The organism is Streptomyces sp. NPDC047028, from assembly GCF_040644095.1.
Taxonomy (GTDB): Bacteria; Actinomycetota; Actinomycetes; order Streptomycetales; family Streptomycetaceae; genus Streptomyces.
Genome location: NZ_JBEYVS010000019.1, coordinates 81,637 through 106,395 on the forward strand (window position 1 = coordinate 81,637; position 24,759 = coordinate 106,395).

At 73.0% G+C, this 24,759-nt stretch carries 21 protein-coding genes; 17 read left to right on the forward strand and 4 right to left on the reverse strand.

All coding sequences use genetic code 11. From position 1 onward, the window contains the following. Nucleotides 1–92: 92 nt before the first annotated feature. From ABZ854_RS18710 to ABZ854_RS18760, 11 genes are all read left to right on the forward strand, one after another. A complete protein-coding gene (locus ABZ854_RS18710; RefSeq protein ID WP_361211728.1) occupies nucleotides 93–1,214 on the forward strand; it encodes a peptidoglycan bridge formation glycyltransferase FemA/FemB family protein in 1,122 nt (373 codons plus the stop codon). A gap of 157 nt (nucleotides 1,215–1,371) precedes the next feature. After that, complete coding sequence (locus ABZ854_RS18715; protein ID WP_361211731.1) at nucleotides 1,372–2,322, forward strand: EamA family transporter; 951 nt, start codon at nucleotides 1,372–1,374, stop codon at nucleotides 2,320–2,322. A gap of 147 nt (nucleotides 2,323–2,469) precedes the next feature. Beyond that, nucleotides 2,470–3,264 carry a TIGR03084 family metal-binding protein gene (locus ABZ854_RS18720; protein WP_361211734.1) on the forward strand — a complete coding sequence of 265 codons (795 nt, stop codon included), beginning with the start codon at nucleotides 2,470–2,472 and terminating at the stop codon, nucleotides 3,262–3,264. Beyond that, the gene (locus ABZ854_RS18725) at nucleotides 3,261–4,940 is read left to right on the forward strand and encodes an acyclic terpene utilization AtuA family protein (RefSeq protein WP_361211737.1); all 1,680 of its coding nucleotides are present in this window, start codon (nucleotides 3,261–3,263) and stop codon (nucleotides 4,938–4,940) included. The genes ABZ854_RS18720 and ABZ854_RS18725 overlap by 4 nt, the downstream gene beginning before the upstream one ends. Beyond that, nucleotides 4,937–6,535, forward strand: a complete 1,599-nt coding sequence (locus ABZ854_RS18730; RefSeq protein ID WP_361211740.1) for a carboxyl transferase domain-containing protein — start codon at nucleotides 4,937–4,939, stop codon at nucleotides 6,533–6,535. Before ABZ854_RS18725 ends, ABZ854_RS18730 begins: the two co-directional genes overlap by 4 nt. 5 nt (nucleotides 6,536–6,540) lie before the next feature. Further along, complete coding sequence (locus ABZ854_RS18735) at nucleotides 6,541–8,394, forward strand: biotin carboxylase N-terminal domain-containing protein (protein WP_361211743.1); 1,854 nt, start codon at nucleotides 6,541–6,543, stop codon at nucleotides 8,392–8,394. A 104-nt stretch (nucleotides 8,395–8,498) separates the two neighbouring features. Then, nucleotides 8,499–9,659: an acyl-CoA dehydrogenase family protein gene (locus tag ABZ854_RS18740; RefSeq protein ID WP_361211745.1), complete on the forward strand. Its 1,161-nt coding sequence runs from the start codon at nucleotides 8,499–8,501 to the stop codon at nucleotides 9,657–9,659. A 57-nt stretch (nucleotides 9,660–9,716) separates the two neighbouring features. Next, nucleotides 9,717–11,384 carry a 4-coumarate--CoA ligase family protein gene (locus ABZ854_RS18745; RefSeq protein ID WP_361211748.1) on the forward strand — a complete coding sequence of 556 codons (1,668 nt, stop codon included), beginning with the start codon at nucleotides 9,717–9,719 and terminating at the stop codon, nucleotides 11,382–11,384. After that, nucleotides 11,381–12,121: an enoyl-CoA hydratase family protein gene (locus ABZ854_RS18750; protein ID WP_361211751.1), complete on the forward strand. Its 741-nt coding sequence runs from the start codon at nucleotides 11,381–11,383 to the stop codon at nucleotides 12,119–12,121. The genes ABZ854_RS18745 and ABZ854_RS18750 overlap by 4 nt, the downstream gene beginning before the upstream one ends. Continuing rightward, nucleotides 12,118–12,723, forward strand: coding sequence for a TetR/AcrR family transcriptional regulator (locus tag ABZ854_RS18755; RefSeq protein ID WP_361211753.1), 606 nt, complete (start codon nucleotides 12,118–12,120; stop codon nucleotides 12,721–12,723). The genes ABZ854_RS18750 and ABZ854_RS18755 overlap by 4 nt, the downstream gene beginning before the upstream one ends. Nucleotides 12,724–12,980: 257 nt before the next feature. After that, the gene (locus ABZ854_RS18760; protein ID WP_361211756.1) at nucleotides 12,981–14,012 is read left to right on the forward strand and encodes a 2-oxoglutarate and iron-dependent oxygenase domain-containing protein; all 1,032 of its coding nucleotides are present in this window, start codon (nucleotides 12,981–12,983) and stop codon (nucleotides 14,010–14,012) included. A gap of 28 nt (nucleotides 14,013–14,040) precedes the next feature. On the opposite strand, the gene ABZ854_RS18765 is transcribed toward ABZ854_RS18760, so the two are convergent. Continuing rightward, nucleotides 14,041–15,141: a citrate synthase 2 gene (locus ABZ854_RS18765; protein ID WP_361211759.1), complete on the reverse strand. Its 1,101-nt coding sequence runs from the start codon at nucleotides 15,139–15,141 to the stop codon at nucleotides 14,041–14,043. A 166-nt stretch (nucleotides 15,142–15,307) separates the two neighbouring features. Between ABZ854_RS18765 and pdxH the strand changes: the two genes are divergently transcribed. The 3 genes from pdxH to ABZ854_RS18780 all read left to right on the forward strand — a co-directional run bounded on the left by pdxH (nucleotide 15,308) and on the right by ABZ854_RS18780 (nucleotide 18,386). Next, nucleotides 15,308–15,994 (forward strand): pyridoxamine 5'-phosphate oxidase, encoded by a 687-nt coding sequence (pdxH, locus tag ABZ854_RS18770; RefSeq protein WP_361211762.1) that lies wholly within the window; start codon nucleotides 15,308–15,310, stop codon nucleotides 15,992–15,994. Between the two features lie 332 nt (nucleotides 15,995–16,326). Continuing rightward, nucleotides 16,327–16,782: a GNAT family N-acetyltransferase gene (locus ABZ854_RS18775; RefSeq protein WP_361211765.1), complete on the forward strand. Its 456-nt coding sequence runs from the start codon at nucleotides 16,327–16,329 to the stop codon at nucleotides 16,780–16,782. A gap of 161 nt (nucleotides 16,783–16,943) precedes the next feature. Beyond that, on the forward strand, nucleotides 16,944–18,386 hold the full coding sequence (locus ABZ854_RS18780) for a PAS domain S-box protein (protein ID WP_361211768.1): 1,443 nt from the start codon (nucleotides 16,944–16,946) through the stop codon (nucleotides 18,384–18,386). Nucleotides 18,387–18,419: 33 nt separating this feature from the next. Here the strand turns inward: ABZ854_RS18780 and ABZ854_RS18785 are convergent, their stop codons facing one another. Further along, nucleotides 18,420–19,175, reverse strand: coding sequence for an SIS domain-containing protein (locus tag ABZ854_RS18785; protein WP_361211770.1), 756 nt, complete (start codon nucleotides 19,173–19,175; stop codon nucleotides 18,420–18,422). A gap of 305 nt (nucleotides 19,176–19,480) precedes the next feature. On the opposite strand from ABZ854_RS18785, the gene ABZ854_RS18790 reads away from it, so the two are divergent. The 3 genes from ABZ854_RS18790 (at nucleotide 19,481) to ABZ854_RS18800 (ending at nucleotide 22,308) form a co-directional block, all read left to right on the forward strand. Beyond that, nucleotides 19,481–20,173 carry a metal-dependent transcriptional regulator gene (locus tag ABZ854_RS18790; RefSeq protein ID WP_129308462.1) on the forward strand — a complete coding sequence of 231 codons (693 nt, stop codon included), beginning with the start codon at nucleotides 19,481–19,483 and terminating at the stop codon, nucleotides 20,171–20,173. A gap of 288 nt (nucleotides 20,174–20,461) precedes the next feature. Then, on the forward strand, nucleotides 20,462–21,460 hold the full coding sequence (locus ABZ854_RS18795) for an alpha/beta hydrolase (protein ID WP_361211773.1): 999 nt from the start codon (nucleotides 20,462–20,464) through the stop codon (nucleotides 21,458–21,460). A gap of 29 nt (nucleotides 21,461–21,489) precedes the next feature. Then, on the forward strand, nucleotides 21,490–22,308 hold the full coding sequence (locus ABZ854_RS18800; RefSeq protein ID WP_361211776.1) for a class I SAM-dependent methyltransferase: 819 nt from the start codon (nucleotides 21,490–21,492) through the stop codon (nucleotides 22,306–22,308). Between the two features lie 82 nt (nucleotides 22,309–22,390). Here the strand turns inward: ABZ854_RS18800 and ABZ854_RS18805 are convergent, their stop codons facing one another. Further along, nucleotides 22,391–23,977, reverse strand: a complete 1,587-nt coding sequence (locus tag ABZ854_RS18805) for a transporter (protein ID WP_361211779.1) — start codon at nucleotides 23,975–23,977, stop codon at nucleotides 22,391–22,393. Continuing rightward, nucleotides 23,974–24,750, reverse strand: a complete 777-nt coding sequence (locus tag ABZ854_RS18810; protein WP_361211781.1) for an ABC transporter ATP-binding protein — start codon at nucleotides 24,748–24,750, stop codon at nucleotides 23,974–23,976. The genes ABZ854_RS18805 and ABZ854_RS18810 overlap by 4 nt, the downstream gene beginning before the upstream one ends. Between the last annotated feature and the right edge of the window lie 9 nt (nucleotides 24,751–24,759).

Genomic DNA, 24,759 nt, shown 5'->3' on the forward strand with positions numbered 1-24,759 from the left:
CCCGGGTGCCACGGCAGGGAACGCGGGGGAGGGCGGGTGTTCGTAGGGTGAGGTGAGCCGCGATCCACAAGGAGCACAAGGAGCGAGCCTGCATGTCCCTCACCCTGCGGACCATCACCCGTGCCGAGCACCTCGCCTTCGTGGCGGCCCGCCCCTCCGTCAGCCATATGCAGGTGCCGTCGTGGGGGGACGTGAAGCCCGACTGGACGGCGGAGAGCCTGGGGTGGTTCGACGCGGGGGGCCGGCTGGTCGGCGTCGGGCTGGTCCTGCTGCGGCCGCTGCCGAAGGTGAAGCGGTACCTCGCCTACCTGCCGGAGGGCCCCGTCATCGACTGGCACGCCCCCGACCTGGAGCAGTGGCTGACGCCGATGCTGGCCCACCTCAAGGCGCGCGGCGCGTTCTCGGTGAAGATGGGCCCGCCCGTGGTGGCCCGGCGCTGGAGTCCGGACGCGGTCAAGGCGGCCATCGCCGACCCGGGCCTGCGCCGGCTGGGGGACGCGGAGCCCACCTCGCACGAGGCGGGCGCCGCCGAACTGGCCGGCCGGCTGCGTGCCCTGGGCTGGCGGCAGGCCGAGCCGGGCGGCGAGGACGGGTTCGCGGCCGGGCAGCCCCGGTACGTGTGCCAGGTGCCGTACGCCGGGCGGTCGCTGGAGGACATCCACCGGGGGCTCAACCAGCAGTGGCGGCGCAACATCAAGAAGGCGGAGAAGGCGGGCGTCAAGATCGTCCGGGGTGGCTACGAGGACCTTCCGGTGTTCTACGGCCTCTACGGCGAGACCGCCGAACGGGACAGGTTCCTCCCGCGCCCGCTGCCGTACTTCCAGCGCATGTGGACCGCGCTCACCGCCGAACACCCCGACCGGATGCGCCTCTACCTCGCCCACCACGACGGCGAGGTGCTCGCCGCGGCCACCATGCTCGTCGTCGGCTCTCACGTCTGGTACTCCTACGGCGCCTCCACCAACCGCAGGCGCGAGGTGCAGCCGAACAACGCCATGCAGTGGCGCATGATGTGCGACGCCCACGAACTCGGCGCGCACGTCTACGACTTCCGGGGCATCACCGACACCCTGGAGGAGTCCAACCACCTGCTCGGCCTGCTCCGCTTCAAGGTGGGTGCGGGCGGCGAGGCCGTCGAGTACCTGGGCGAGTGGGACTTCCCGCTGAACCGCCTCCTGCACAAGGCCCTCGACCTCTACATGGCCCGCCGCTGACCCCCGTCTCACCAACCCGCCGTCCCGCGACCCGCCGTCTCAGCATCCAGAACAGTCGCATAAGCGGTTCACACTCCTGACGTAGTCCATTACCCTGAACTCGGCAGTACATCGAGATGAACAAGTTCGTCACCCGAGCCAGCCCCCAGGACCGCCAGTGAGCACCGCCAGCACCTCCCGCGCCTCCACCCCGTCGACTTCGGCCACGGCGGCGGCTCCGGGCGAACCCGGGCCGGGCCGGTTCGGAGCGTTCGGGCCCGTCGGGCTGGTGCTGGGCGGCTGCGTCTCGGTCCAGTTCGGCGGCGCGCTCGCGGTGACGCTGATGCCGCGCGCCGGCGCGCTCGGCGTGGTCACGCTGCGGCTCCTCGCGGCGGCCGTCGTCCTGCTCCTGGTCTGCCGCCCCCGGCTGCGCGGACACTCGCGCACCGACTGGGGCACGGTGATCGTCTTCGGCATCACCATGGGCGCGATGAACGGCCTCTTCTACGAGGCGGTCGACCGCATCCCGCTGGGCCCGGCCGTGACCCTGGAGGTCCTCGGCCCGCTCACCCTCTCCGTCCTCGCCTCGCGCCGCGCGATCAACGTGCTCTGGGCCGGGCTCGCCCTCGCCGGCGTCTTCCTGCTGGGCGGCGGTGGCTTCGACGGCCTGGACCCGGTGGGTGTCGGCTTCGCGCTGGGCGCCGGCGCGATGTGGGGGGCGTACATCGTGTTCAGCGCGCGCACCGGCCGCCGCTTCCCGCAGGCGGACGGTCTGGCGCTGGCCATGGCGGTGGCCGCCCTGCTGTTCCTGCCCCTCGGGATCGCCGACGCGGGCTCCCGCCTGCTGAACCCGACGACGGTCGCCCTCGGCTCGGCCGTGGCCGTGCTCTCCTCCGTCCTCCCTTACACCCTCGAACTCCTCGCCCTGCGCCGACTGCCCGCCTCCACCTTCGCCGTCATGATGAGCCTGGAACCGGCCATCGCCGCCACGGCCGGCTTCCTGGTCCTCGGCCAGTCCCTCTCCCTCCCGCAGGCGGCCGCGATCTCCCTGGTCATCGCGGCCAGCATCGGCGCGATCCGCACCCAGGTCGGCCGGCGCGGGAGCGTCGACCCGGTGGTCACCGACTGAGAGCGGCGCGGTCGCCGACCACACCCCACCGGCGCGGTCGCGGGCCTGCGCCCCACCGGCGCGGTCGCCGGCCGCCCCGGTGCGTCTTGGCAGAAAATCATGCAAGCATGCTTGATTGTTTCTTCCTCCGCTGCCATGCTCCCACCCATGTCCGAGCCGACGCCCGTCATCGACGACCTGCGCGAGGAAAGCGACGAACTCGACCACCTCGTGGCCGCCCTGAGCGAGGAGCGCTGGGCCCTCCCGACGCCCGCGCCCCGTTGGACCGTCGCCCACCAGATCGCCCACCTGCACTGGACGGACCGCAGCGCCCTGCTCGCCGTCACCGACCCGGCCGCGTTCAGCGAGGTCGTCGAGACGGCGCTCAAGGCGCCCGACACCTTCGTCGACGAGGCGGCCGACGAGGGCGCCCGCCTCGCGCCCGGCGCACTGCTGGCACGCTGGCGGGAGGGGCGGGCCGCGCTGGACCGGGCTCTGCGGGCGGCCCCGCGCGGCGCTCGCTTCCCCTGGTTCGGGCCGCCCATGTCGGCCGCCTCCATGGCCACCGGCCGGCTCATGGAGACCTGGGCTCACGGCCAGGACGTCGCGGACACCCTGGGTGTGGTCCGCGCGCCCACCGACCGGCTGCGGCACATCGTCCGCATCGGGGTGCGCGCCCGGGACTTCGCCTTCGGGGCGCGGGGGCTGCCCGTGCCGGGGGAGGAGTTCCGGGTCGAGGTCACCTCCCCCTCGGGCGAGCTGTGGTCCCACGGCCCCGAGGGCGCCCCGCAGCGCGTCACCGGCCCGGCGCTCGACTTCTGTCTCCTCGTCACCCAGCGCGCCCATCGCGCCGACCTCGCCGTGCGCGCCGAGGGGCCCGACGCCGACCGCTGGCTCGACATCGCCCAGGCCTTCGCGGGCCCGCCCGGCACCGGCCGCCCGCCGAAGGGGGAGCCCGCGTGAGCGTGCTGCGCATCGGCAGCTTCTCCGGCTTCTACGGCGACCGCTCCGACGCCCTGCGCGAGATGCTCACCGGGGGCGAGCTCGACGTCCTCACCGGCGACTACCTCGCCGAACTCACCATGCTGATCCTCGCCCGCGACCGGCTGAAGGACCCTGCCGCCGGATACGCCCGCACCTTCCCGCGCCAGCTGGAGGACTGCCTCGGCCTCGCCCACGAACGCGGGGTCCGCATCGTCACCAACGCGGGCGGCCTCAACCCGGCCGGACTGGCCGACGCCGTACGACAGCTGGCGGGGCGGCTCGGCATCCCGGTGCGCGTCGCGCACGTCGAGGGCGACGACCTGACCGCCGCCCACCCCGGCGCGCTGGCCGCCCACGCCTACCTCGGCGGCTTCGGCATCGCCGCGTGCCTGCGGGCCGGCGCCGACATCGTGATCACCGGCCGCGTCACGGACGCCGCCCTGGTCACCGGGACCGCCGCCGCCCACTTCGGCTGGGGACCGGGCGACCACGACCGCCTCGCCGGTGCCGTCGTCGCCGGGCACGTGCTGGAGTGCGGGACGCAGGCGACCGGCGGGAACTACGCGTTCTTCGGCGACGGTGACGTGCGCAGGCCCGGCTTCCCGCTCGCCGAGATCCACGCCGACGGCAGCAGCGTCATCACCAAGCACGCCGGCACCGGCGGCTTCGTCGACGTCGGCAGCGTCACCGCCCAGCTCCTCTACGAGACGTCCGGCGCCCGCTACCTCGGCCCCGACGTCACCGCCCGGCTGGACACCGTACGGCTGACCCAGGACGGGCCCGACCGGGTGCGGATCGACGGCGTGCGGGGGGAGGCGGCGCCCGGCACGCTCAAGGTCGGGCTGAACAGGCTCGGCGGCTTCCGGGGCGAGGTCGCCTTCGTCCTCACCGGGCTCGACATCGAGGCCAAGGCGGCCCTCGTGCGCGAGCAGATGACCGACGCGCTCGCCAAGTCGCCGCCCGCCGAGGTGCGCTGGGACCTCGTCCGCACCGACCGCGCCGACGCCGGCACCGAGGAGATGGCCAGCGCGCTGCTGCGGCTCGTCGTACGCGACCCCGACCAGCACGCCGTCGGGCGGGCGGTCGGCCAAGCCGCCGTCGAACTGGCCCTGGCCAGTTACCCCGGCTTCCACGTCCTGGCCCCGCCCGGGAAGGGCGCGCCCTACGGCGTCTTCGAGGCCGCGTACGTCCCGCAGGACGCCGTCGAGCACGTGGCGGTCCTGCACGACGGACGCCGTGTCCCGGTGGCACCGGCCCCCGACAAGACCCCGGATACGGCCGGGTTGCCAGAACCTGCGCTCCCCGAACCCCTGCCCCCCGGCCCCACCCGTCGGGCGCCCCTCGGTCTGGTCGCCGGAGCCCGCAGCGGCGACAAGGGCGGGGACGCCAACGTCGGCGTGTGGGCGCGCACGGACGACGCCTGGCGGTGGCTCGCCCACGAGCTGACCGTCGACCGGTTCCGGGAGCTGATCCCCGAGGCCCGTGAACTGCCCGTCACCCGGCACGCGCTGCCCCGTCTGCGCGCCCTGAACTTCGTCGTGGAAGGCATCCTCGGCGCCGGCGTCGCCGCGCAGGCCCGGTTCGACCCGCAGGCCAAGGCCCTCGGCGAATGGCTGCGCTCCCGCCACCTGGACATCCCGGAGGCCCTGCTGTGACCGTCCTGACCTCCGCCCTCGACACGGGCGGCCCCGACTACCGGGCCCACCGCGAGGCCATGCTCGCCAAGCTCGCCGACCTGGACGCCGAGCACGCGAAGGCACTCGCGGGCGGCGGCCCCAAATACGTCGAACGGCACCGCAAGCGGGGCAAGCTGCTCGCCCGCGAACGGATCGAGCTGCTCCTCGATGCGGACACGCCGTTCCTGGAGCTGTCCTCGCTGGCCGGCTGGGGCAGCGACTACACGGTGGGTGCCTCCCTCGTCACCGGCATCGGCGTCGTCGAGGGTGTGGAGTGCCTGATCACCGCCAACGACCCGACCGTGCGCGGTGGGGCCAGCAACCCGTGGTCGCTGAAGAAGGCGCTGCGCGCCAACGACATCGCGCTCGCCAACCGGCTGCCCTGCATCAGCCTCGTCGAGTCCGGCGGCGCCGATCTCCCCTCCCAGAAGGAGATCTTCATCCCCGGGGGCGCCATCTTCCGCGACCTGACCCGGCTCTCGGCGGACGGCATCCCCACCGTGGCCGTCGTCTTCGGCAACTCGACCGCCGGAGGGGCCTACATCCCCGGCATGTCGGACCACGTGATCATGGTCAAGGAGCGGGCCAAGGTGTTCCTCGGCGGGCCGCCGCTGGTGAAGATGGCGACCGGCGAGGAGAGCGACGACGAGTCGCTTGGCGGCGCGGAGATGCACGCGCGCGTGTCGGGCCTCGCCGACTACTTCGCCGCCGACGAACCGGACGCCCTGCGGCAGGCGCGCCGCGTCGTCGCCCGCCTCAACCACCGCAAGGCCCATCCCGATCCCCCCTTCGCAGAGCCACCCAAATACGACAACGAGGAGCTTCTCGGGATCGTCCCCGGCGACCTGAAGACCCCCTTCGACCCCCGCGAGGTCATCGCGCGCATCGTCGACGGCTCCGACTTCGACGAGTTCAAACCGCTGTACGGCACGAGCCTCGCCACCGGCTGGGCCCGTCTGCACGGCTATCCGGTCGGCGTCCTCGCCAACGCCCAGGGCGTGTTGTTCAGCGCCGAGTCACAGAAGGCCGCCCAGTTCATCCAGCTCGCCAACCAGCGCGACATCCCGCTGCTGTTCCTGCACAACACCACCGGCTACATGGTCGGCCGCGAGTACGAGCAGGGCGGCATCATCAAACACGGCGCCATGATGATCAACGCGGTCAGCAACAGCCGGGTCCCGCACCTGTCCGTCCTCATGGGAGCCTCGTACGGCGCCGGGCACTACGGCATGTGCGGCCGCGCCTACGACCCGCGCTTCCTGTTCGCCTGGCCCAGTGCCAAGTCCGCCGTCATGGGCCCCCAACAGCTCGCCGGCGTCCTCTCCATCGTCGCCCGCCAGTCCGCCGCCGCGAAGGGACAGCCGTACGACGACGACGCGGACGCCGCTCTGCGTGCGATGGTCGAGCAGCAGATCGAGTCCGAGTCGCTGCCCATGTTCCTGTCCGGGCGGCTGTACGACGACGGCGTCATCGACCCGCGCGACACCCGCACCGTCCTCGGCATGTGCCTGTCCGCGATCCACACCGCCCCCTACGAGGGCGCCCGCGGCGGCTTCGGCGTCTTCCGGATGTGAGGCCCATGATCACCACCGTTCTCGTCGCCAACCGTGGCGAAATCGCCTGCCGTATCGCCCGCACCTGCGCCGAGTTGGGAATCCGGACGGTCGCCGTGCACTCCGACGCGGACGCCGGCGCCCTCCACACGCGCGTGGCCGACACCGGCGTACGACTGCCGGGGGCGACCCCCGCCGAGACGTACCTGCGCGGCGACCTCGTCGTGAAGGCCGCCCTCGCCGCCGGCGCGGACGCCGTCCACCCCGGCTACGGCTTCCTCTCCGAGAACCCCGGCTTCGCCCGCGCCGTCCAGGACGCCGGTCTGACCTGGATCGGGCCGCCCCCGCGGGCCATCGAGGCCATGGCGTCCAAGACCCGCGCCAAGGAGCTGATGGGCATCGCGCCCCTCGCCGCCGACGACGTCACCGAGGCCGACCTGCCGGTCCTCGTGAAGGCGGCGGCGGGCGGCGGCGGACGCGGCATGCGCATCGTGCGCCGCCTCGCAGACCTCCGGGCGGCCCTGGAGGCCGCCCGCGCCGAGGCCGCGAGCGCCTTCGGTGACGGCGAGGTGTTCGTCGAGCCCTACATCGAGGACGGCCGCCACGTCGAGGTGCAGATCCTCGCCGACACCCACGGCACCGTCTGGACCCTCGGCACCCGCGACTGCTCCCTCCAGCGCCGCCACCAGAAGGTCGTCGAGGAAGCCCCCGCACCGGGTTTGACTTCCAAACTCACCGAGCGGCTCCACCGCCTGGCCGAACGCGCCGCCCGCTCCGTGTCCTACGTAGGCGCGGGCACCGTCGAGTTCCTCGTCGCCGGCGACCAGGCCCACTTCCTGGAGATGAACACCCGCCTCCAGGTCGAACACCCCGTCACGGAAGCGGTCTTCGGCCTCGACCTGGTCGCCGAACAGATCCGCGTCGCCGAGGGCCACGCCCTGCCCACCACACCCCCACGCGCGCGTGGCCACGCCGTCGAGGCCCGCCTCTACGCCGAGGACCCCGCCCACGACTGGGCCCCGCAGACCGGCACCCTGCACCGCCTCACCGTCCCCCACGGCGTCCGCCTCGACACCGGCTACACCGACGGCGACACCATCGGCGTCCACTACGACCCCATGCTCGCCAAGATCGTCACGCACGCGCCCACGCGCGCGGAGGCGATCCGCAAACTGGCGGGCGCGCTGACCGCCGCCGAGATCCACGGCCCCGTCACCAACCGCGACCTCCTCGTCCGCTCCCTGCGCCACGACGAGTTCACGACCGGCCGCATGGACACCGGCTTCTACGACCGCCACCTCACCGACCTGACCGCCCCCACCCCCGACCCGTACGCCCCCCTCGCCGCGGCCCTCGCCGACGCCCACGGCCGCTCCCGCTTCGGCGCCTGGCGCAACGTTCCGTCACAGCCGCAGACCAAGCGCTACGCGATGGCAGGCGAGGAGCACGAGGCCCGCTACCAGCACACCAGGCAGGGCCTCACAGCCGACGGAGTACGCGTGGTGCACACCGACGCGCGCACGGTCGTACTCGACGTGGACGGCGTGGAACGCCGCTACACGGTCTCGGCCTACGGCGACGAGATCCACGTCAACACCACGCGCCTCACCGCCCTGCCCCGCTTCCCCGACCCCACCATCCAACTCGCCCCGGGCTCCCTCCTCGCCCCCATGCCGGGCACGGTCGTCCGCATCGCCGAGGACCTGAAACCAGGCTCGCCGGTCCAGGCCGGCCAGCCCCTGATCTGGCTGGAGGCCATGAAAATGCAACACCGCATCACGGCACCGGTGACGGGCACACTCGGCGCCCTCCCGGTGACCCCGGGACAGCAAGTGGAGATGGGCGCCCTGCTGGCGGTGGTCGAGCCAGACGCCCTATAGGGGCAGGGGCTGTATCGATATGCGGCTACCGCCGCGTGAGCGCGACAAGCCACGACGGACCGAACCCCTCCACACGGCCGAACGCCCCCTCTCTTAGGAGCCCCATGACGCCCGTCATCGAATCCGAAGAACACAAGGCACTCCGAGCCGCGGTAGCCGCCCTCGGCAAACGCTACGGCCGCGACTACATGACCCGCACCATCGCCGAAGGCAACCCCCTCACCGAACTCTGGTCCGAGGCCGGCAAACTCGGCTACCTCGGCGTCAATCTCCCGGAGGAACACGGCGGCGGTGGCGGCGGCATCACCGAACTCTCCATCGTTCTGGAAGAACTCGGCGCGGCCGGCTCCCCCCTCCTCATGCTCATCGTCTCCCCGGCCATCTGCGGCACGGTCATCGCCCGCTTCGGCACCGAGGAGCAGAAGCGGACCTGGCTCCCCGGCCTCGCCGACGGCACCCGCACCATGGCCTTCGGCATCACCGAACCCGACGCCGGCTCCAACAGCCACCGCATCACCACCACCGCCCGCCGGGACGGCGCCGACTGGCTCCTCACCGGCCGCAAGGTCTTCGTCTCCGGGGTGGACCAGGCGGACGCCACCCTCATCGTCGGCCGCACCGGGGACGCCCGCACCGGCACCCTCAAGCCCTGCCTGTTCATCGTCCCGAGGAACGCCGAAGGTTTCTCACGGCGGTCCATCGACATGGAACTCACCGCCGCCGAAAAGCAGTTCGAGCTGGTCCTGGACGACGTACGGCTGCCCGCCGAGGCGCTCGTCGGCGACGAGGACGCCGGACTGCTCCAGCTGTTCGCCGGTCTCAACCCCGAGCGGATCATGACGGCCGCGTTCGCGATCGGCATGGGCCGCCACGCCCTCGCGAAGGCCATCGAGTACGCCCGCGAGCGCACCGTCTGGAAGGCCCCCATCGGCGCCCACCAAGCCATCGCCCACCCCCTCGCCCAGGCGCACATCGACCTGGAACTGGCCCGGCTGATGATGCAGAAGGCCGCCCACCTGTACGACGCCGGGGACGACGTCGGCGCCGGCGAAGCCGCCAACATGGCCAAGTACGCGGCCGGCGAGGCCTGTGTGAAGGCCGTCGACCAGGCCGTGCACACCCTCGGCGGCAACGGCCTCACCCGTGAGTTCGGCCTCGCCTCGCTGATAACGGCCTCGCGCGTGGCTCGTATCGCACCGGTCAGCCGGGAGATGATTCTCAACTACGTCTCCCACCAGACCCTGGGCCTGCCCAAGTCGTACTGAGCCCGCACCGCCTGAGCCACCGGCAGGCGACCGCACCGCGACCGCACTGGAGGAACCGTGTTCCGCAGCGAGTACGCAGACGTTCCGCCCGTAGACCTGCCCATCCACGAGGCCGTGCTGGGCCGGGCGGCCGAGTTCGGGGAGCTGCCCGCCCTGATCGACGGCACGGACGGCACCACCCTCACGTACGAGCAGGTGGACCGGTTCCACCGGCGGCTGGCCGCCGCCCTCGCCGACGCCGGTGTCCGCAAGGGCGACGTCCTCGCCCTGCACAGCCCCAACACGATCGCCTTCCCCACCGCCTTCTACGCCGCCACGCGCGCGGGCGCCTCCGTGACCACCGTGCACCCGCTCGCCACCCCCGAGGAGTTCGCCAAGCAGCTCCGCGACAGCCGCGCCCGCTGGATCGTCACCGTCTCACCGCTGCTGGACTCCGCCCGCCGGGCCGCCGAACTCGCGGGCGGCGTCCAGGAGATCCTCGTCTGCGACAGCGCCCCCGGACACCGCTCGCTGATCGACATGCTGGCCTCGGCCGCCCCCGAACCCCGGGTGGACATCGACCCGGCCGAGGACGTCGCCGCGCTGCCCTACTCGTCCGGGACCACCGGCGTTCCCAAGGGCGTGATGCTCACCCACCGGCAGATCGCCACCAACCTGGCCCAGCTCGACAGCGTCGTCCCGGCCGGCCCCGGCGACCGCATCCTCGCCGTCCTGCCGTTCTTCCACATCTACGGCCTGACCGCGCTGATGAACGCCCCGCTCCGCAAGGGCGCCACCGTCGTCGTGCTGCCCCGCTTCGACCTGGAGACGTTCCTCGCCGCGATCCAGAACCACCGCATCACCGGCCTCTACGTCGCCCCGCCCATCGTCCTCGCCCTCGCCAAGCACCCCGTGGTCGCGCGCTACGACCTGTCGTCCCTGAAGTACGTCATCAGCGCCGCCGCGCCCCTGGACGCCGCCCTCGCCCGCGCCTGCGCCGAACGCCTCGGCCTGCCCCCGCTCGGCCAGGCCTACGGCATGACGGAACTGTCCCCCGGCACCCACGTCGTCCCCCTCGACGCCCTTGACCGGGCGCCTGCCGGCACCGTCGGCAAGCTCATCGCCGGCACCGAGATGCGGATCGTCTCCCTCGACGACCCCGGCAAGGACCTCGGCACCGGCGAGTCCGGCGAGATCCTCATCCGCGGACCCCAGGTCATGAAGGGCTACCTCGGTCGCCCCGACGCCACCGCCGCCATGATCGACCCCGACGGCTGGCTGCACACCGGGGACGTCGGCCACACCGACCCCGAAGGCTGGCTCTTCGTCGTCGACCGGGTCAAGGAACTCATCAAGTACAAGGGCTTCCAGGTGGCCCCCGCCGAACTCGAAGCCCTCCTGCTCACCCACCCCGGCATCGCCGACACCGCCGTCATCGGCGACCGCGACGAGAACGGCAACGAGATCCCGCACGCCTTCGTCGTCCGCCGGCCCACTACTACCGACCCCACTGGTCCCAGCGACCCCACTGATCCCACGGAACTCACCGAACTCACCGAACCCACCGAACTCACCGAACTCACCGAACTCACCGAACTCACCGAACTCACCGAGAACGAGGTCATGCTCTACGTCGCCGAACGCGTCGCCCCCTACAAACGCGTCCGCAAGGTCACCTTCATCGACGCCGTCCCCCGCGCGGTCTCCGGCAAGATCCTGCGCCGACAGCTCAGGGAGCGCCCATGACCACCCTCGTCGGCGGCACGCGCGCGCGTGGCGTCGAGACCCTCAGCCTCGACGCCACCGACACCCGCAACGCCCTCTCCGCCGCCCTCGTCACCGAACTCGCCGCCGCGCTGACCGACTGCGCCGAGGACACCGACGTACGCGCCGTCGTCCTCACCCACACCGGCACCACCTTCAGCGCGGGCGCCGACCTGCGCGACCCACCCCACCCCGACGCGCTGGTCGCCCTGCTGCGCCAGATCGTCGAACTGCCGAAGCCCGTCGTCGCCCGCGTCACCGGGCACGTCCGCGCCGGCGGCCTCGGCCTCCTCGCCGCCTGCGACATCACGGCCGCCGCCACCACCGCCACCTTCGCCTTCACCGAGGTCCGCATCGGCGTCGCCCCCGCCGTGATCTCCCTGCCCGTCGTCCCCCGCGCCGACCCCCGCGCGCTGGCCCGCTACTACCTCACCGGCGAACGCTTCGACGCCGCCGAAGCCGTACGCCTCGGACTGCTCACCACCACCGCCGACGACGTCGACGAAGCCCTCGCCCCCGTCCTCGACGGCCTGCGCCGCTCCTCACCCCAGGGCCTCGCCGAGACGAAACGGCTGCTCACGGCTAGGGTGCTGGAGACATTCGACCGGGACGCGGCCCACCTGACCGCGCTCTCGGCCCAGCTGTTCGCCTCCGCCCAGGCCAGGGAGGGGATGACAGCGTTCCTCGAACGACGGGAAGCGGCGTGGGTGGTGGCGTGAGTACGGCGGAACGCGACCGGGTCCCCAAACAGGACCGCAGCCGGGCCACCCGGCAGCGGCTCCTCGAAGCCGCCGTGGCCTGCCTCGCCGAACACGGCTGGGCCGGCTCCACGGTCACCGTCGTCGCCGAACGCGCCGGCGTCTCCCGCGGCGCCGCCCAGCACCACTTCCCCACCCGCGAGGACCTCTTCACCGCGGCCGTCGAATACGTCGCCGAGGAACGCTCCACCGCCCTGCGCGACCTCTTCCCCGACAGCCCCGGCGGCCCCGCCGACCGGCACGCCGTCCTCGCCGCCCTCGTCGACCTCTACACCGGCCCCCTCTTCCGCGCCGCGCTCCACCTCTGGGTCGCCGCCTCCAACGAGGACCAGCTCCGCGCCCGCGTCACCGAACTCGAGGCCCGCGTCGGCCGCGAGACCCACCGCATCGCCGTGGAACTCCTCGGCGCCGACGAGACCCGCCCCGGCGCCCGCGAAACCGTCCAGGGCTTCCTCGACATGGCCCGCGGCCTCGGCCTCGCCAACCTCCTCACCGACGACACCACCCGCCGCGAACGCGTCGTGGCCCAGTGGGCGGCCCTGCTGGACGAGGCACTCGGCTGACCTGCCCACCGGGCACCCGCCGGTGTGAACGGGACCACACGCATCCGACGCGCACCGCAGTACGCTGTCCGCATGCTTCCGATGCTCGTCCGCCGCCGCCACGTGGACTACGTGCGCGTCACGAGCATGGGCTGTCGGCGTCACACCGCCTGACCAGCCCCCTCGCACTTCTCTGCCTGCTCGACTTCCTTCCGGCACCGGGGGCCGCCCACCCCTCGCGGCCCACCCGTGCCCCGTAGACCCCGCGGACGCACCCCATGACGACGCACCTCGCGACGAACCCGTCGTACACCCAGCTCCCGATCATCGACCTGTCGGCCGCCGACCGCGGCCCCCAGGCCCGCGCGCTGCTCCACGCGCAGCTGCACAGCGCGGCCCACGACGTCGGCTTCTTCCAGCTCATCGGGCACGGCGTGACCCAGGCCCGCACCCAGGCGCTGCTCACCGCCATGCGCGCGTTCTTCGCCCTCCCCGAGGCCGACCGGCTCGCCCTGGACAACACCAACTCGCCGCACTTCCGCGGCTACACCCGCACCGGCGACGAACGCACCGCCGGCGCCCGCGACTGGCGCGACCAGCTCGACATAGGCGCCGAACGCCCCGCCCACGTCCCGGCCCCCGGCGAACCCCCCTACTGGTGGCTGCAAGGCCCCAACCAGTGGCCCGCCGCCCTGCCCGAGCTGCGCACCGCCGCCCTCGACTGGATCGCCGAACTCAGCGCCGTCGCCGAGCGCCTGCTGCACGAACTCCTGACGGCCATCGGCGCCCCCGCCGGCTTCTACGACCCCGTCTTCGGCGCCCACGCCCACCCGCACCTCAAGCTCGTCCGCTACCCCGGCAGCGCGGGCGACGGCACCGACCAGGGCGTCGGCGCCCACAAGGACTACGGCTTCCTGACCCTGCTGCTCCAGGACACGGTCGGCGGTCTCCAGGTCCAGCGTGAGGACGGCCGCTTCCACGACGTCCCGCCGATCGACGGCGCCTTCGTCGTCAACCTCGGCGAACTCCTCGAAGTCGCCACCGACGGCTACCTCCTGGCCACCAACCACCGCGTGGTCAGCCCGCCCGGAGCCACCGAACGCTTCTCCGTCCCGTTCTTCTACAACCCCCGCCTCGACGCCCGCGTCCGGCCGCTGCCCTTCCCCCACGCCGCCACGGCCCCCGGCATCACCGACGACCCCGCCAACCCGCTGTACGCCGAATACGGCTACAACGAGCTGAAGGGCAAGCTCCGCGCCCACCCGCTGGGCGCGGAACGCCACCACGCGGACCTGCTGACACCGGCCTGAAAAGCCGTGGGCCGGGGCAGCGGCCCTCTCAGTGCGCGATGTCCTCGTACCCCTCGACGTCCTGCGGGCTGCGCGGACCCGGGCCCACGTACCGCGCCGAGGGCCGCACCAGGCGGCCCGTCCGCTTCTGCTCCAGGATGTGCGCCGACCAGCCCGCCGTCCGGGCGCACGTGAACATCGAGGTGAACATGTGCGCCGGCACCTGGGCGAAGTCCAGCATGATCGCGGCCCAGAACTCCACGTTGGTGGCCAGCACCCGGTCGGGCCGCCGGTTGTGCAGCTCCTCCAGCGCGGCCTTCTCCAGCGCCTCCGCGATCTCGAAGCGGGGCGCGCCCAGCTCGCGGGCCGTACGCCGCAGCACGCGCGCGCGGGGGTCCTCGGCCCTGTACACCCGGTGGCCGAAGCCCATGAGCCGCTCGCCGCGGTCCAGGGCCTGCCTGACGTAGCCTTCCGCGTCCCCGGTCCGCTCGATCTCCTCGATCATGTGCAGCACGCGCGAGGGGGCGCCGCCGTGCAGCGGACCGGACATCGCGCCGACCGCACCGGACAGCGCGGCGGCGACGTCCGCGCCGGTGGAGGCGATGACCCGGGCGGTGAACGTCGAGGCGTTCATGCCGTGCTCGGCGGCCGACGACCAGTAGGCGTCCACGGCGGCCACGTGCTTGGGGTCCGGCTCGCCGCGCCAGCGGATCATGAACCGCTCGGTGATGGACTGCGCCTTGTCGATCTCCCGCTGCGGCACCATCGGCAGCCCCTGCCCGCGCGCGGACTGGGCGACGTACGACAGTGCCATCACGGCGGCGCGCGCCAGGTCCTCGCGGGCCCGCTCGACGTCGATGTCGAGCAGCGGTTTCAGGCCCCACACCGGGGCGAGCATGGCCAGCGCCGACTGCACGTCCACCCGGATGTCACCGGAGTGCACCGGGATCGGGAACGGCTCGGCGGGCGGCAGGCCGGGGTTGAAGGCGCCGTCGACGAGCAGCCCCCACACGTTGCCGAACGAGACGTGACCGACCAGGTCCTCGATGTCGACGCCCCGGTAGCGCAGGGCGCCGCCCTCCTTGTCCGGTTCGGCGATCTCCGTCTCGAACGCGATGACTCCTTCGAGCCCGGGTACGAAGTCGGACATCTGGCGGCTCCTCGTGATCAGTGGGCGGCGGTCACCCCGGTGATGCCCGGATCAGCCGGTGGTCACCCCACCGCGGGGGGAACCAGCACGATAACCCTCAGTGCCACTTTTGGGGAGACCACACGACACTCAGTGCCACCTTCGTTCGATGCGGCAGGATGGCGCCGTGACCGACCGCGAACCGAGCCCCGACCCCGTGGTGGACCCCGCCGCCATGCGCAAGCAGTACCGCGCGCAGGGCCTGGACGAGCACGATCTCGCCGCACACCCCATGGACCAGTTCGGCCGCTGGTTCGAGGACGCCGCGCGGGCCGCCCTGCACGGAACGCTGTACGAGCCCAACGCCATGGTCGTCTCCACGGCGGACGCGACCGGCCGCCCCAGCACCCGCACGGTCCTGATGAAGCAGTTCGACACGGACGGCTTCGTCTTCTACACCAACTACGGCTCCCGCAAGGCCCTCGACCTGGCCGCCAACCCGTACGTCTCGCTGCTCTTCCCCTGGCACCCGGTCGCCCGCCAGGTCATCGTCACCGGCACCGCCCGCCGTACCGGACGCGACGAGACCGCCGCGTACTTCCGCACCCGGCCGCACGGCTCCCAGCTCGGCGCCTGGGCCAGCGCACAGTCCTCCGTGATCGCCTCCCGCGCCGAACTCGACGCCGCCCACGCCGCGCTAGCCGCCCGCTACCCGGAGGGCGAGCAGGTCCCGGTCCCGCCGCACTGGGGCGGCTTCCGCATCGCCCCCGACACGGTCGAGTTCTGGCAGGGCCGCGAAAACCGCCTCCACGACCGACTCCGCTACACGGCCCGCCCCGACGGCTCCTGGCGAGTGGAACGACTCAGCCCCTGACCTCGCGCGGCTCTTCAGGAAACGCAGACGACCCGCGAGCTCGGGTCCTCCGCCTTGCGGCGGGGGAGCCGGCCGGACGATACCGGCGAGCTCGCGGGTCGGGTGACTGCGTTGGATTCGGCCGGCTGCGTGCTTGGTACTCACGCTGGTCCGGCACCGCACTTCATGTGGTGGCAGGCCGCTAGCCCGCAGCCACCTCGCGCGTCCGGGTGTAACTCATTAACCCGATCACCTCCTTTCCTACGTGGGCCCCAGCCTAAGAAGCGGTCGAAGGGGGTTCAACTGTTTTTCTTGATTGACGCCATGCGTGGCCGCCCTGTTCGCTGCCCGGTATGAACGATCTTCGAATCGAGCCCGTCGACGGCGACGTGATGCTGGAGGAGTGGCGGCACGTGCACAACGTGGTTGTGCCGCCCGCGGCCATGGCACCGCAGGACGCGCGGGAGCGGCTGGGGCGGAACCGGCTGGAGAACGCGTATCTGGGGGAGGTGCTCGTCGGGTGCTCCACCGTTCGGCCGCCGACGGGGGAGGACGCGGTGGCGACGGTCATCGCGCGGGTGCTGCCCGAGTACCGGGGGCGGGGGTTCGGGGCGGCCGTGTACGAGCATGCCCTCGCGTACGCGCGCGTGCTGGGCGCAGAGGTGATCGAGACCTGTGTCCTCGCGGCGAACCGGGACGGGCTGCGGTTCGCGGAGCGGCTCGGGTTCGTGGAGGTCGACCGGTATGTGCTCGACGGGGAGAGCGACGAGTGGGTGGATCTGCGGCTGGTTCCCGCGCCGGTCAGCTGACGGCGGCTGCCTGGAGCGGGTGAACGCCGGGCTGCGCGGGGGACAAGATTCCTTCAATCTTGCGGGAACATGGTGTGGGCTGTGTCACGTTCCAGTTGAATGAGGACCAGTGAGCGAAACACGCGCCGTACGTGCGCGGACGCAGCCTCCAGGGGGTCCAGGTGAGTGCTTCCCGGCGGAGTGGGACCACCGACGAGCTGGGGCCGGACGAGCCCGAGCCGGAGCGTCCCGAGGGCTCCGGCGCCATGGACGACAGCAGCGACCCCGGCGGGTCCGATCTGCTCGCCGCGCTGCTCGACGGCATGGACGCGGCCCTGTGCGCCTTCGACGCGGACGGGGTCGTCACCCACTGGAACCGTGAGGCCGAGCGGATCCTCGGCTGGAGCGCCACGGAGGCCGTCGGGCGGCACGGGTTCGCCGGGTGGGCGGTGCGCAGTGCCGACGCCGAGGAGGTCGAGACGCGGCTGATGGCCGCCATGCACGCGCCGGGCCGCCAGGTGCACGAGTTCGCGCTGGTGACGAAGGACGGCGGGCGGGTGCTCGTACGGACGCAGTCGGCGGCCGTGCGCGGGCCGGAGGGCAAACCGGCGGGCGTGTACTGCGCCTTCAGCGAGGTGCACGCGCAGATCGACCTGGAACGGTCGATCGCGCTGAGCGAGGCGCTGTTCGAGGACGCGTCCTGGGGAGTCGTCCTGGTCGACGCGGATCTGCGGCCCGCCGTGGTCAACGCGTTCGCGGCGCGGGCCCTGGGCATCGGGCGTACGGCCGTACTCGGGCGGCCGCTCGGTGAACTGCTCGCGCGGGGCGTGGAGGAGCTGGAGGGCGCGTTCACGCATGTCCTCGCCGAGGGTGCGCCGCCGGCGCCGGCCGAGATGTGGGTTGCCGTGCGTACGGCGGAGGGGGAGAAGCGGCGCTGCTGGCGCAGTGGCTTCCTGCGGCTGGCCTCGCCGCTCGCCGAGGAACCCGTGCCGCTCGGGGTGGGCTGGCTGTTCCAGGACGTGACCGACGCGAAGCAGGCGGAGCAGGAAGCGGCGCTGATCCGGTTCCGGAGCAATCAGCTGCACCGGGCCGCGCGGGCCGCCGCCGAGTGCGAGGATCCGGCGGAGGCGGCCACCGTCCATCTCGACTTCGCGCTCGCCGGGTTCGCCGACCACGCGCTGCTGGACCGGGTGGCCGCGCCCCCGCGCGCGGAGACCTCGGCCGATCGTGAGGACGCGGGGGCGGTGCGGCTGGTGCGGATCGCCGCGACGCCCGCCGGCGCGCCGGGCCCGAGTCTGCTCAGCGGGGCCGCCGGGCTGCCCGCGCGCTACGAGGAGGGGCATCCGGCGTTGAGCTGCGTCGAGCGGGCCGGGACCGTCCGGGCCGACGCGGGATCGGTGCCGGCCGAGCGGGCGCGGGAGTGGGCGCTGGCCCGGCAGTGGCCGCCGGACGCGGTGCACGCGCTGTGCGCGGTGCTGCGCAGCCGGGGGCGGACGCTGGGCGTGGTGACGTTCGTACGGGGGGCCGGGCGCAACCGGTTCGAGCGGGCGGACGCGGCGTACGCGGAGGACGTGGCGGTGCGGGTCGCGGCGGCGCTGGATCTGGCCGGGGTGGTCGGGGAGTAGGCCCCCGAGGGCCCGTTTCCCGCAGCGGGGCGGTCAGTGTCGGTAGAAGATCCGGTCGCCGTACTCCCGCATGACGCGGCTGTTCCACTCGTGGCCGCCGTCGACGTTGCCGGAGCGCAGCAGCGGTGGCTCGATGCCGCGGTCGGCCAGGGTGGCGGCTGCGGTGGCCGTCATCGCCTGCATCAGGGCGCTGGTGACGACCGTGGAGGCGGGGGCGAACGGCGCCGGGATCGTGTCGAGGGTCAGCTCGGCGTCGCCGACCGCGATCTTCGAGTCCAGGACGATGTCGCAGTGGTCCTTCAGGAACGTGCCCGAGGAATGCCGGGACGTGGTCTGAGAGGCGTACGCGACCGAGGTCACGCCGATGACCTTCACGCCGCGTGCACGGGCGCCGAGGGCCATCTCGACGGGGAGGGCGTTGCGGCCGGAGAGGGAGATGATCACGAGGGCGTCGCCGGCGCGGAGGGGGGACGTGTCGAGGACGGCGCTCGCGAGGCCGTCGACGCGTTCGAGGGCGGAGCCGAGGGTGGCGGGGATGACGTCGACGCCGACGACACCGGGGACGGCGAGGAGGTTCATGAGGGCGAGGCCGCCGGCGCGGTAGACGACGTCCTGGGCGGGGAGGGAGGAGTGGCCGGCGCCGAAGGCGAAGAGGCGGCCGCCGGCGGCGACGGTGTCGGCGAGGAGGGTGCCGGCCGCGGTGATGGCCTCCGCGTCCTCCTCGCGGACGCGGTGCAGGAGGTTGATGGCGGCGTCGAAGAACAGGTCGGCCGGCGTGCCGTCGCTCATGCGGAGCCCCTTCGCAGCGGTTGTGTCGTGGATCACCGTGAGGTCTGGACCACTGCGGTGTCAATACGGAGTCCGGGTCCGCCGGGGGTGGCTACGCTCACCGGCGCTCACCGGGTGTCGCCGCGCCCACCCGTGCCGCCCTGCGGCACGATTGCCCGCGGCCAGGGGATGCCCGTCGACCTCGGCGCCGCGTCCACCCCGTTTTCGCGGTGCCCCCCACTTGTCAGTGGGATCCGGCAGAATTGGTGGCAGGGCCAGCGCACGCGCCGGGTGAGGTTTCCGGCAGAGGTAATCGAGGGGCACGTATGTCCGGACTGATCGACACCACGGAGATGTATCTCCGCACCATCCTCGAGCTCGAAGAGGAAGGCGTCGTCCCCATGCGCGCCCGCATCGCGGAGCGGCTCGACCAGAGCGGGCCGACGGTGAGCCAGACGGTCGCGCGGATGGAGCGGGACGGGCTGGTGTCCGTCGCCAGCGACCGTCACCTGGAGCTGACCGACGAGGGCCGCCGGCTGGCGACGCGCGTGATGCGCAAGCACCGGCTGGCCGAGTGTCTCCTCGTCGACGTGATCGGCCTGGAGTGGGAGCAGGTGCACGCGGAGGCCTGCCGCTGGGAGCACGTGATGAGCGAGGCCGTCGAGCGGCGTGTGCTGGAGCTGCTGCGGCACCCGACCGAGTCGCCGTACGGCAACCCGATCCCCGGGCTGGAGGAGCTGGGTGAGAAGGACGGCGCCGACCCGTTCCTGGACGCGGGCATGGTCTCGCTGGCCGACCTGGATCCGGGCTCCGACGGCAAGACGGTCGTCGTGCGCCGGATCGGCGAGCCGATCCAGACGGACGCCCAGCTGATGTACACGCTGCGGCGGGCCGGCGTGCAGCCCGGCTCCGTGGTGAGCGTGACGGAGTCGGCCGGCGGGGTGCTGGTCGGCAGCGGCGGCGAGGCGGCCGAGCTGGAGGCGGATGTCGCCTCGCACGTGTTCGTGGCCAAGCGCTGACGGAGAGGGCCCCGGCACCTTGCGGCGCCGGGGCCTGTCCTCCCCTGTGCTGACCCGGAGCCCCGAGCTCTCAGGGTCATCCCCTCGGACCGGTTTCCCCGAGCGGTCCGCCTCCCGATGAAGAACTCCCCTCGGTGGCGGCGATCATTCCTGGGGCGGTGTCACCCGAAGGAGGGGTGTTGTCTCCGGATACGGCATTTTCGAATGCGCATTCGATAGTCTGCGGCGGTAGGCGGTAGGCGGTAGGCGGCACAAGCACGAGGCAGGCGGAGCGAGGGGGTCAAGGTCATGGCACGGCGGATCGACGTGACGGGAACGGGCGGGGTGACCCTGGCCGCCTGGGAGTTCGCGGACCCCCCGAAGGCCGACCCACCCCCGCCGGCGGACGCCCGCCCGCCCGAGTCCCCGACCTCGGACGCCCGTTCGACTCCGGCCGGCGCGAAACCCCTGCCCTCGCCGCGGGCCGCACCCCCGCCACCCGGCACGGCCCCCGCGTCGCCCGCGATCGCCTCTGCCACCACCCCCGGCGTCCTGTTACTGCACGGCCTGATGGGCCGCGCCTCGCACTGGGCGTCTGCCGCCCGCTGGCTCTCCGCGCGCCATCGCGCCGTCGCGCTCGACCAGCGCGGCCACGGCCAGAGCGACAAGCCCCCGCAGGCCGCGTACACCCGCGAGGCCTACGTCGAGGACGCCGAGGCCGCGCTCGAACAGCTCGGTCTCGCCCCCGCCGTCCTCGTCGGCCACGCCATGGGCGCGCTGACCGCCTGGCAGCTCGCCGCGCGGCGCCCGGACCTGGTGTCCGGCCTGGTCATCTGCGATATGCGGGCCTCCGCGCTCGGCGCGGCCTCGCAGCGCGAGTGGGCCGACTGGTTCCGCTCCTGGCCCGTCCCCTTCGCCACGCTCGCCGACGTCCGCAAGTGGTTCGGCGAGGACGACCCCTGGGTGGAGCGCCCCCACCCGTCCCGCGGCGCCTTCTACGCCGAGGTCATGCACGAGTGCGCCGACGGCTGGCGCCCCGTGTTCGACCCCGATCAGATGCTCAGGTCCCGCGAGACCTGGGTCCACGACGCGCACTGGGAGGAACTCGCCCAGGTCCGCTGCCCCACCCTGGTCGTCCGCGGCCTGGACGGCGAACTGGGCCGCGCGGAGGCCCAGGAGATGGTCCGCGTCCTGCCTCACGGCGAGTACGCGGAGATCGCCGACGCCGGTCACCTCATCCACTACGACCAGCCCACGGCCTGGCGCGCCGCGATCGAACCGTTCCTGAACCGCGTCCTGGTCCCCTGACCAGAGAGTGATCACAGAAGGGCTCCGCCATGACCACCGCCGCCCAGGAAGCCTTCCTGAAGGCCTTTCACGCCGAGCGCCCGGCGGTGACGGCTGAGGCGTTCGCCGGCGCCCGGACCACCGACGGCCGGGCCTCCAGCTACGAACTCCTCGCCGAACGCGTCGCCGCCCACCCCCGCGTCCTGGACCTCGGCTGCGGCGACGGCCACCTGCTCCACCTGCTGGCCCGCACCCCGGGCCGCACCCTCGCCGGCGCCGACATCTCCCCCCAGGCACTCGCCCTCGCCCGCCGGCGCCCGGAGGTCATACAGGCGGGTGCGGTGCTGTTGGAGGCCCGCGCCCAGCAACTCCCCTTCGCCGACGGCGCCTTCGACGCGGTCGCCTCCCACATGGCGCTGATGCTGATGGGGGACGTCGAGCAGGTCGCCGCCGAGATCGCGCGCGTGCTGGTGCCCGGCGGCGTGCTGGCGTTCGTCGTCGGCGCGGGCGGGCGGGGAACGGCGTACGAGGTGTTCCGCGAGCTGCTGGGGGAGGCGCTGGAACGCACCCCCGCCGAACGCCGGATACCCGTTCTCGGTGACCGCCGCACCCGCGACCGGGACGCCATGAGCGGACTGCTCGCCGCGGCCGGGTTCGACCCGGCACCGGACTGGGAGACGCTCACCCTCGACATCGGCGGACCGCCCGAGCGCGTCTGGACGGCCCTGTCCGGCCTGTACGACCTCGCCGCCCTGGACGCCGGAACCCTCGCCGGCCTCCGCGCGGCCTTCCTCGCCCGGACCGGCGGACCGGACGACGACCTGCCCTGCCACTTCGGCATCCACCTCGCGACCGCCAGGAAACGCTGACCCGCCCTCGCGACCGCCAGGAAACGCTGACCCGCCCTCGTGACAGCGCACGAAACGCTGACCCGGCAGACCGGCGGCCGCCCTACCCCTTGCTGACCGCCGTGAGGATTTCCGGCAGCCGGGCCGCCGTACGCGGCGCGGCGAGGCGCAGGCCCGCCAGCGTGACCGCCGTGCCGTACACCGCGCCCACAGGCAGCAGCAGCCAGGTCCACGCGTCGCCGCCCGCGCTGACGTTGAGCGCGACGGCCAGGGCGATGACGGGGGCGCACAGCAGGGCGGCCGCGACCATGCCGCCGAAGATGGAGATCCAGGCCAGCCCGGCCTGCCCGGCGGCCACGTTGCGGTGGCCCTCCTGCGGGATGGAGTACGGGAAGCGGGCCGAGGTCCATGCGCCGGTCGCCAGCATCGCCCCGAGCAGCGCGAAGGACAGGCCGAGCACCTCGGGCAGCCGCGCCCAGTCGCCGAGCAGCGCGGTCGTCACGACGGTGACGAGGGCGGCGTACGGCAGGGTGATCAGCAGCAACGCCAGGGCGCGGCCGCGCAGTTCTGCGTAGGCGTCCCGGGGTGAGGAGATCGTCAGGGCCACCATCCAGAAGGCGGAGGTGTCCTGCCCGAACTGGTTGTACATCTGGATGCCGAGCATGCCGGCCGCGAGGCACGCGAAGTACACCGACCCGGTGCCCTGGACCGCGTTGAACACGGGCACGATCAGCCCGATGGCCAGCGACGTCACCCACGCGGCCTTCGTCTTGGGGTCGCGCCAGATGTAGCGCAGGGCGCGTTCCATGACCGTGCCCGTGCGTCCGCCGGGCAGCAGCCGGCCGAGCCCGGCGGAGGAGCGGTCCCGGGTGCCGGCGTCGGCGGCCTGCAGGGTGGAGCCGTCCGGCGCTGTCATCAACCGGGTCAGGCTGCGTGCCCACACGGCGATCAGCAGCGCCGACACGGCCAGCGACAGCAGCAGTTGCCCGGCCGCGACGCCGTACGACCCCTCGCTCACCGACCACACCGCGCCCACCGCCGACGCCGGCGGCAGCCACCGCACCACGTCCGAGGCCGGCCCCAGCTGCCCGAGCCCGGCCGAACCGAGCCGCTGGGCACCGAAGTTGACCAGCTGTGCCCCGACCGCGATCACCAGCCCGCTGAGTACCGCCAGATCGCGGCCCTTGCGGCTGGTCAGCAGCCGCACGTTCGCCGCGGCCACCGCCCGCGCCAGCGCCACGCACACCAGCAGCCCCAGGAGGACGGCGACCACCGTCACGGCGTAGGCCGCCGCGCCGTGCGCCACCGACAGCGCGCAGCCCGTCAGCAGCAGCACGGTGAACACCGGGCCGATGCCGACCAGGGAGGCCGCGAGCAGCGCCCGGACCAGCGGCCGGGGCCGCAGCGGCAGCATCACCAGCCGGGTCGGGTCCAGTGTCTCGTCGCCGGTCGGGAAGAACAGCGGCATCACCGCCCAGCCCACCGCCAGCACGGCCGTGCCGAGGACGGCGACCGCGTCGGCGTGCGCGTGCCCGCGCAGCGCGAGCAGGCCCAGCAGTTGCAGTGCGGCGACGAGGAGCGCGACGACCGCGGAGGCCACGAACGCCGCCCGCCGCCCGGCGGACTGACGCAGGCCGTTCCTGAGCAGCGACAGCTTCAGCCGTACGAAGGTGGAGGTCAGGTTGGTCATCGGGGCGCGCCGCCGCCCAGCCAGTCCAGGTCGGACCCGGCGTCCCGGCCCCGGGCGCCCACGAGTTCCAGGAACGCCGCCTGCAGCGTGGGATGCTCCCCGCGCACCTCGGCCAGCTCACCGGTGGCCCGGATCCGGCCCGCCGCCAGGACCGCCACCCAGTCGCACAGCGACTCGACCAGCTCCATCACGTGAGAGGAGAACACGACGGTGGCCCCGGAGGCGGTGTACCGCTCCAGCACGCCCCGGATGGTCTGCGCGGAGACGGGGTCGACGCCCTCGAACGGCTCGTCCAGGAAGAGGACCTCGGGGTTGTGCAGCAGAGCGGCCGCGAGTCCGATCTTCTTGCGCATGCCGGTGGAGTAGTCGACCACCAGCTTGTGCTGGGCGCCGGCCAGGTCGAGCACGTCCAGCAACTGTGTGGCCCGCTTGTCGACCTCGTCACCGGGCAGCCCCCGCAGCCGCCCCGAGTACGCGAGCAGCTCCCGCCCCGACAGCCGCTCGAACAGCCTGAGCCCCTCGGGCAACACCCCGATCCGCGCCTTGACGGCCACCGGGTCCCGCCACACATCGTGCCCGACCACCTCGACCGACCCACCGTCCGGCCGCAACAGCCCGGTCACCATGGACAGAGTCGTCGTCTTCCCCGCCCCATTGGGCCCCACCAGCCCGACGAACTTCCCAGCGGGCAGATCGAGATCAATGCCCCCAACGGCAACCTGCTCCCCGAACCGCTTCCAGAGCCCACGCACCCGCACCGCAACATCGGTCATGCATGAAGG

What these genes read in the sequence shown, in the direction of transcription:
- ABZ854_RS18735 (WP_361211743.1), top strand. Translation starts at nt 6,541, where the DNA reads ATGATCACCACCGTTCTCGTCGCCAACCGTGGCGAAATCGCCTGCCGT.
- ABZ854_RS18800 (WP_361211776.1), top strand. Translation starts at nt 21,490, where the DNA reads ATGACCACCGCCGCCCAGGAAGCCTTCCTGAAGGCCTTTCACGCCGAG.
- ABZ854_RS18775 (WP_361211765.1), top strand. Translation starts at nt 16,327, where the DNA reads ATGAACGATCTTCGAATCGAGCCCGTCGACGGCGACGTGATGCTGGAG.
- ABZ854_RS18785 (WP_361211770.1), bottom strand. Translation starts at nt 19,175, where the DNA reads ATGAGCGACGGCACGCCGGCCGACCTGTTCTTCGACGCCGCCATCAAC.
- ABZ854_RS18720 (WP_361211734.1), top strand. Translation starts at nt 2,470, where the DNA reads ATGTCCGAGCCGACGCCCGTCATCGACGACCTGCGCGAGGAAAGCGAC.
- ABZ854_RS18805 (WP_361211779.1), bottom strand. Translation starts at nt 23,977, where the DNA reads ATGACCAACCTGACCTCCACCTTCGTACGGCTGAAGCTGTCGCTGCTC.
- ABZ854_RS18760 (WP_361211756.1), top strand. Translation starts at nt 12,981, where the DNA reads ATGACGACGCACCTCGCGACGAACCCGTCGTACACCCAGCTCCCGATC.
- ABZ854_RS18710 (WP_361211728.1), top strand. Translation starts at nt 93, where the DNA reads ATGTCCCTCACCCTGCGGACCATCACCCGTGCCGAGCACCTCGCCTTC.
- ABZ854_RS18810 (WP_361211781.1), bottom strand. Translation starts at nt 24,750, where the DNA reads ATGACCGATGTTGCGGTGCGGGTGCGTGGGCTCTGGAAGCGGTTCGGG.
- ABZ854_RS18790 (WP_129308462.1), top strand. Translation starts at nt 19,481, where the DNA reads ATGTCCGGACTGATCGACACCACGGAGATGTATCTCCGCACCATCCTC.
- ABZ854_RS18740 (WP_361211745.1), top strand. Translation starts at nt 8,499, where the DNA reads ATGACGCCCGTCATCGAATCCGAAGAACACAAGGCACTCCGAGCCGCG.
- ABZ854_RS18765 (WP_361211759.1), bottom strand. Translation starts at nt 15,141, where the DNA reads ATGTCCGACTTCGTACCCGGGCTCGAAGGAGTCATCGCGTTCGAGACG.
- ABZ854_RS18795 (WP_361211773.1), top strand. Translation starts at nt 20,462, where the DNA reads ATGGCACGGCGGATCGACGTGACGGGAACGGGCGGGGTGACCCTGGCC.
- ABZ854_RS18750 (WP_361211751.1), top strand. Translation starts at nt 11,381, where the DNA reads ATGACCACCCTCGTCGGCGGCACGCGCGCGCGTGGCGTCGAGACCCTC.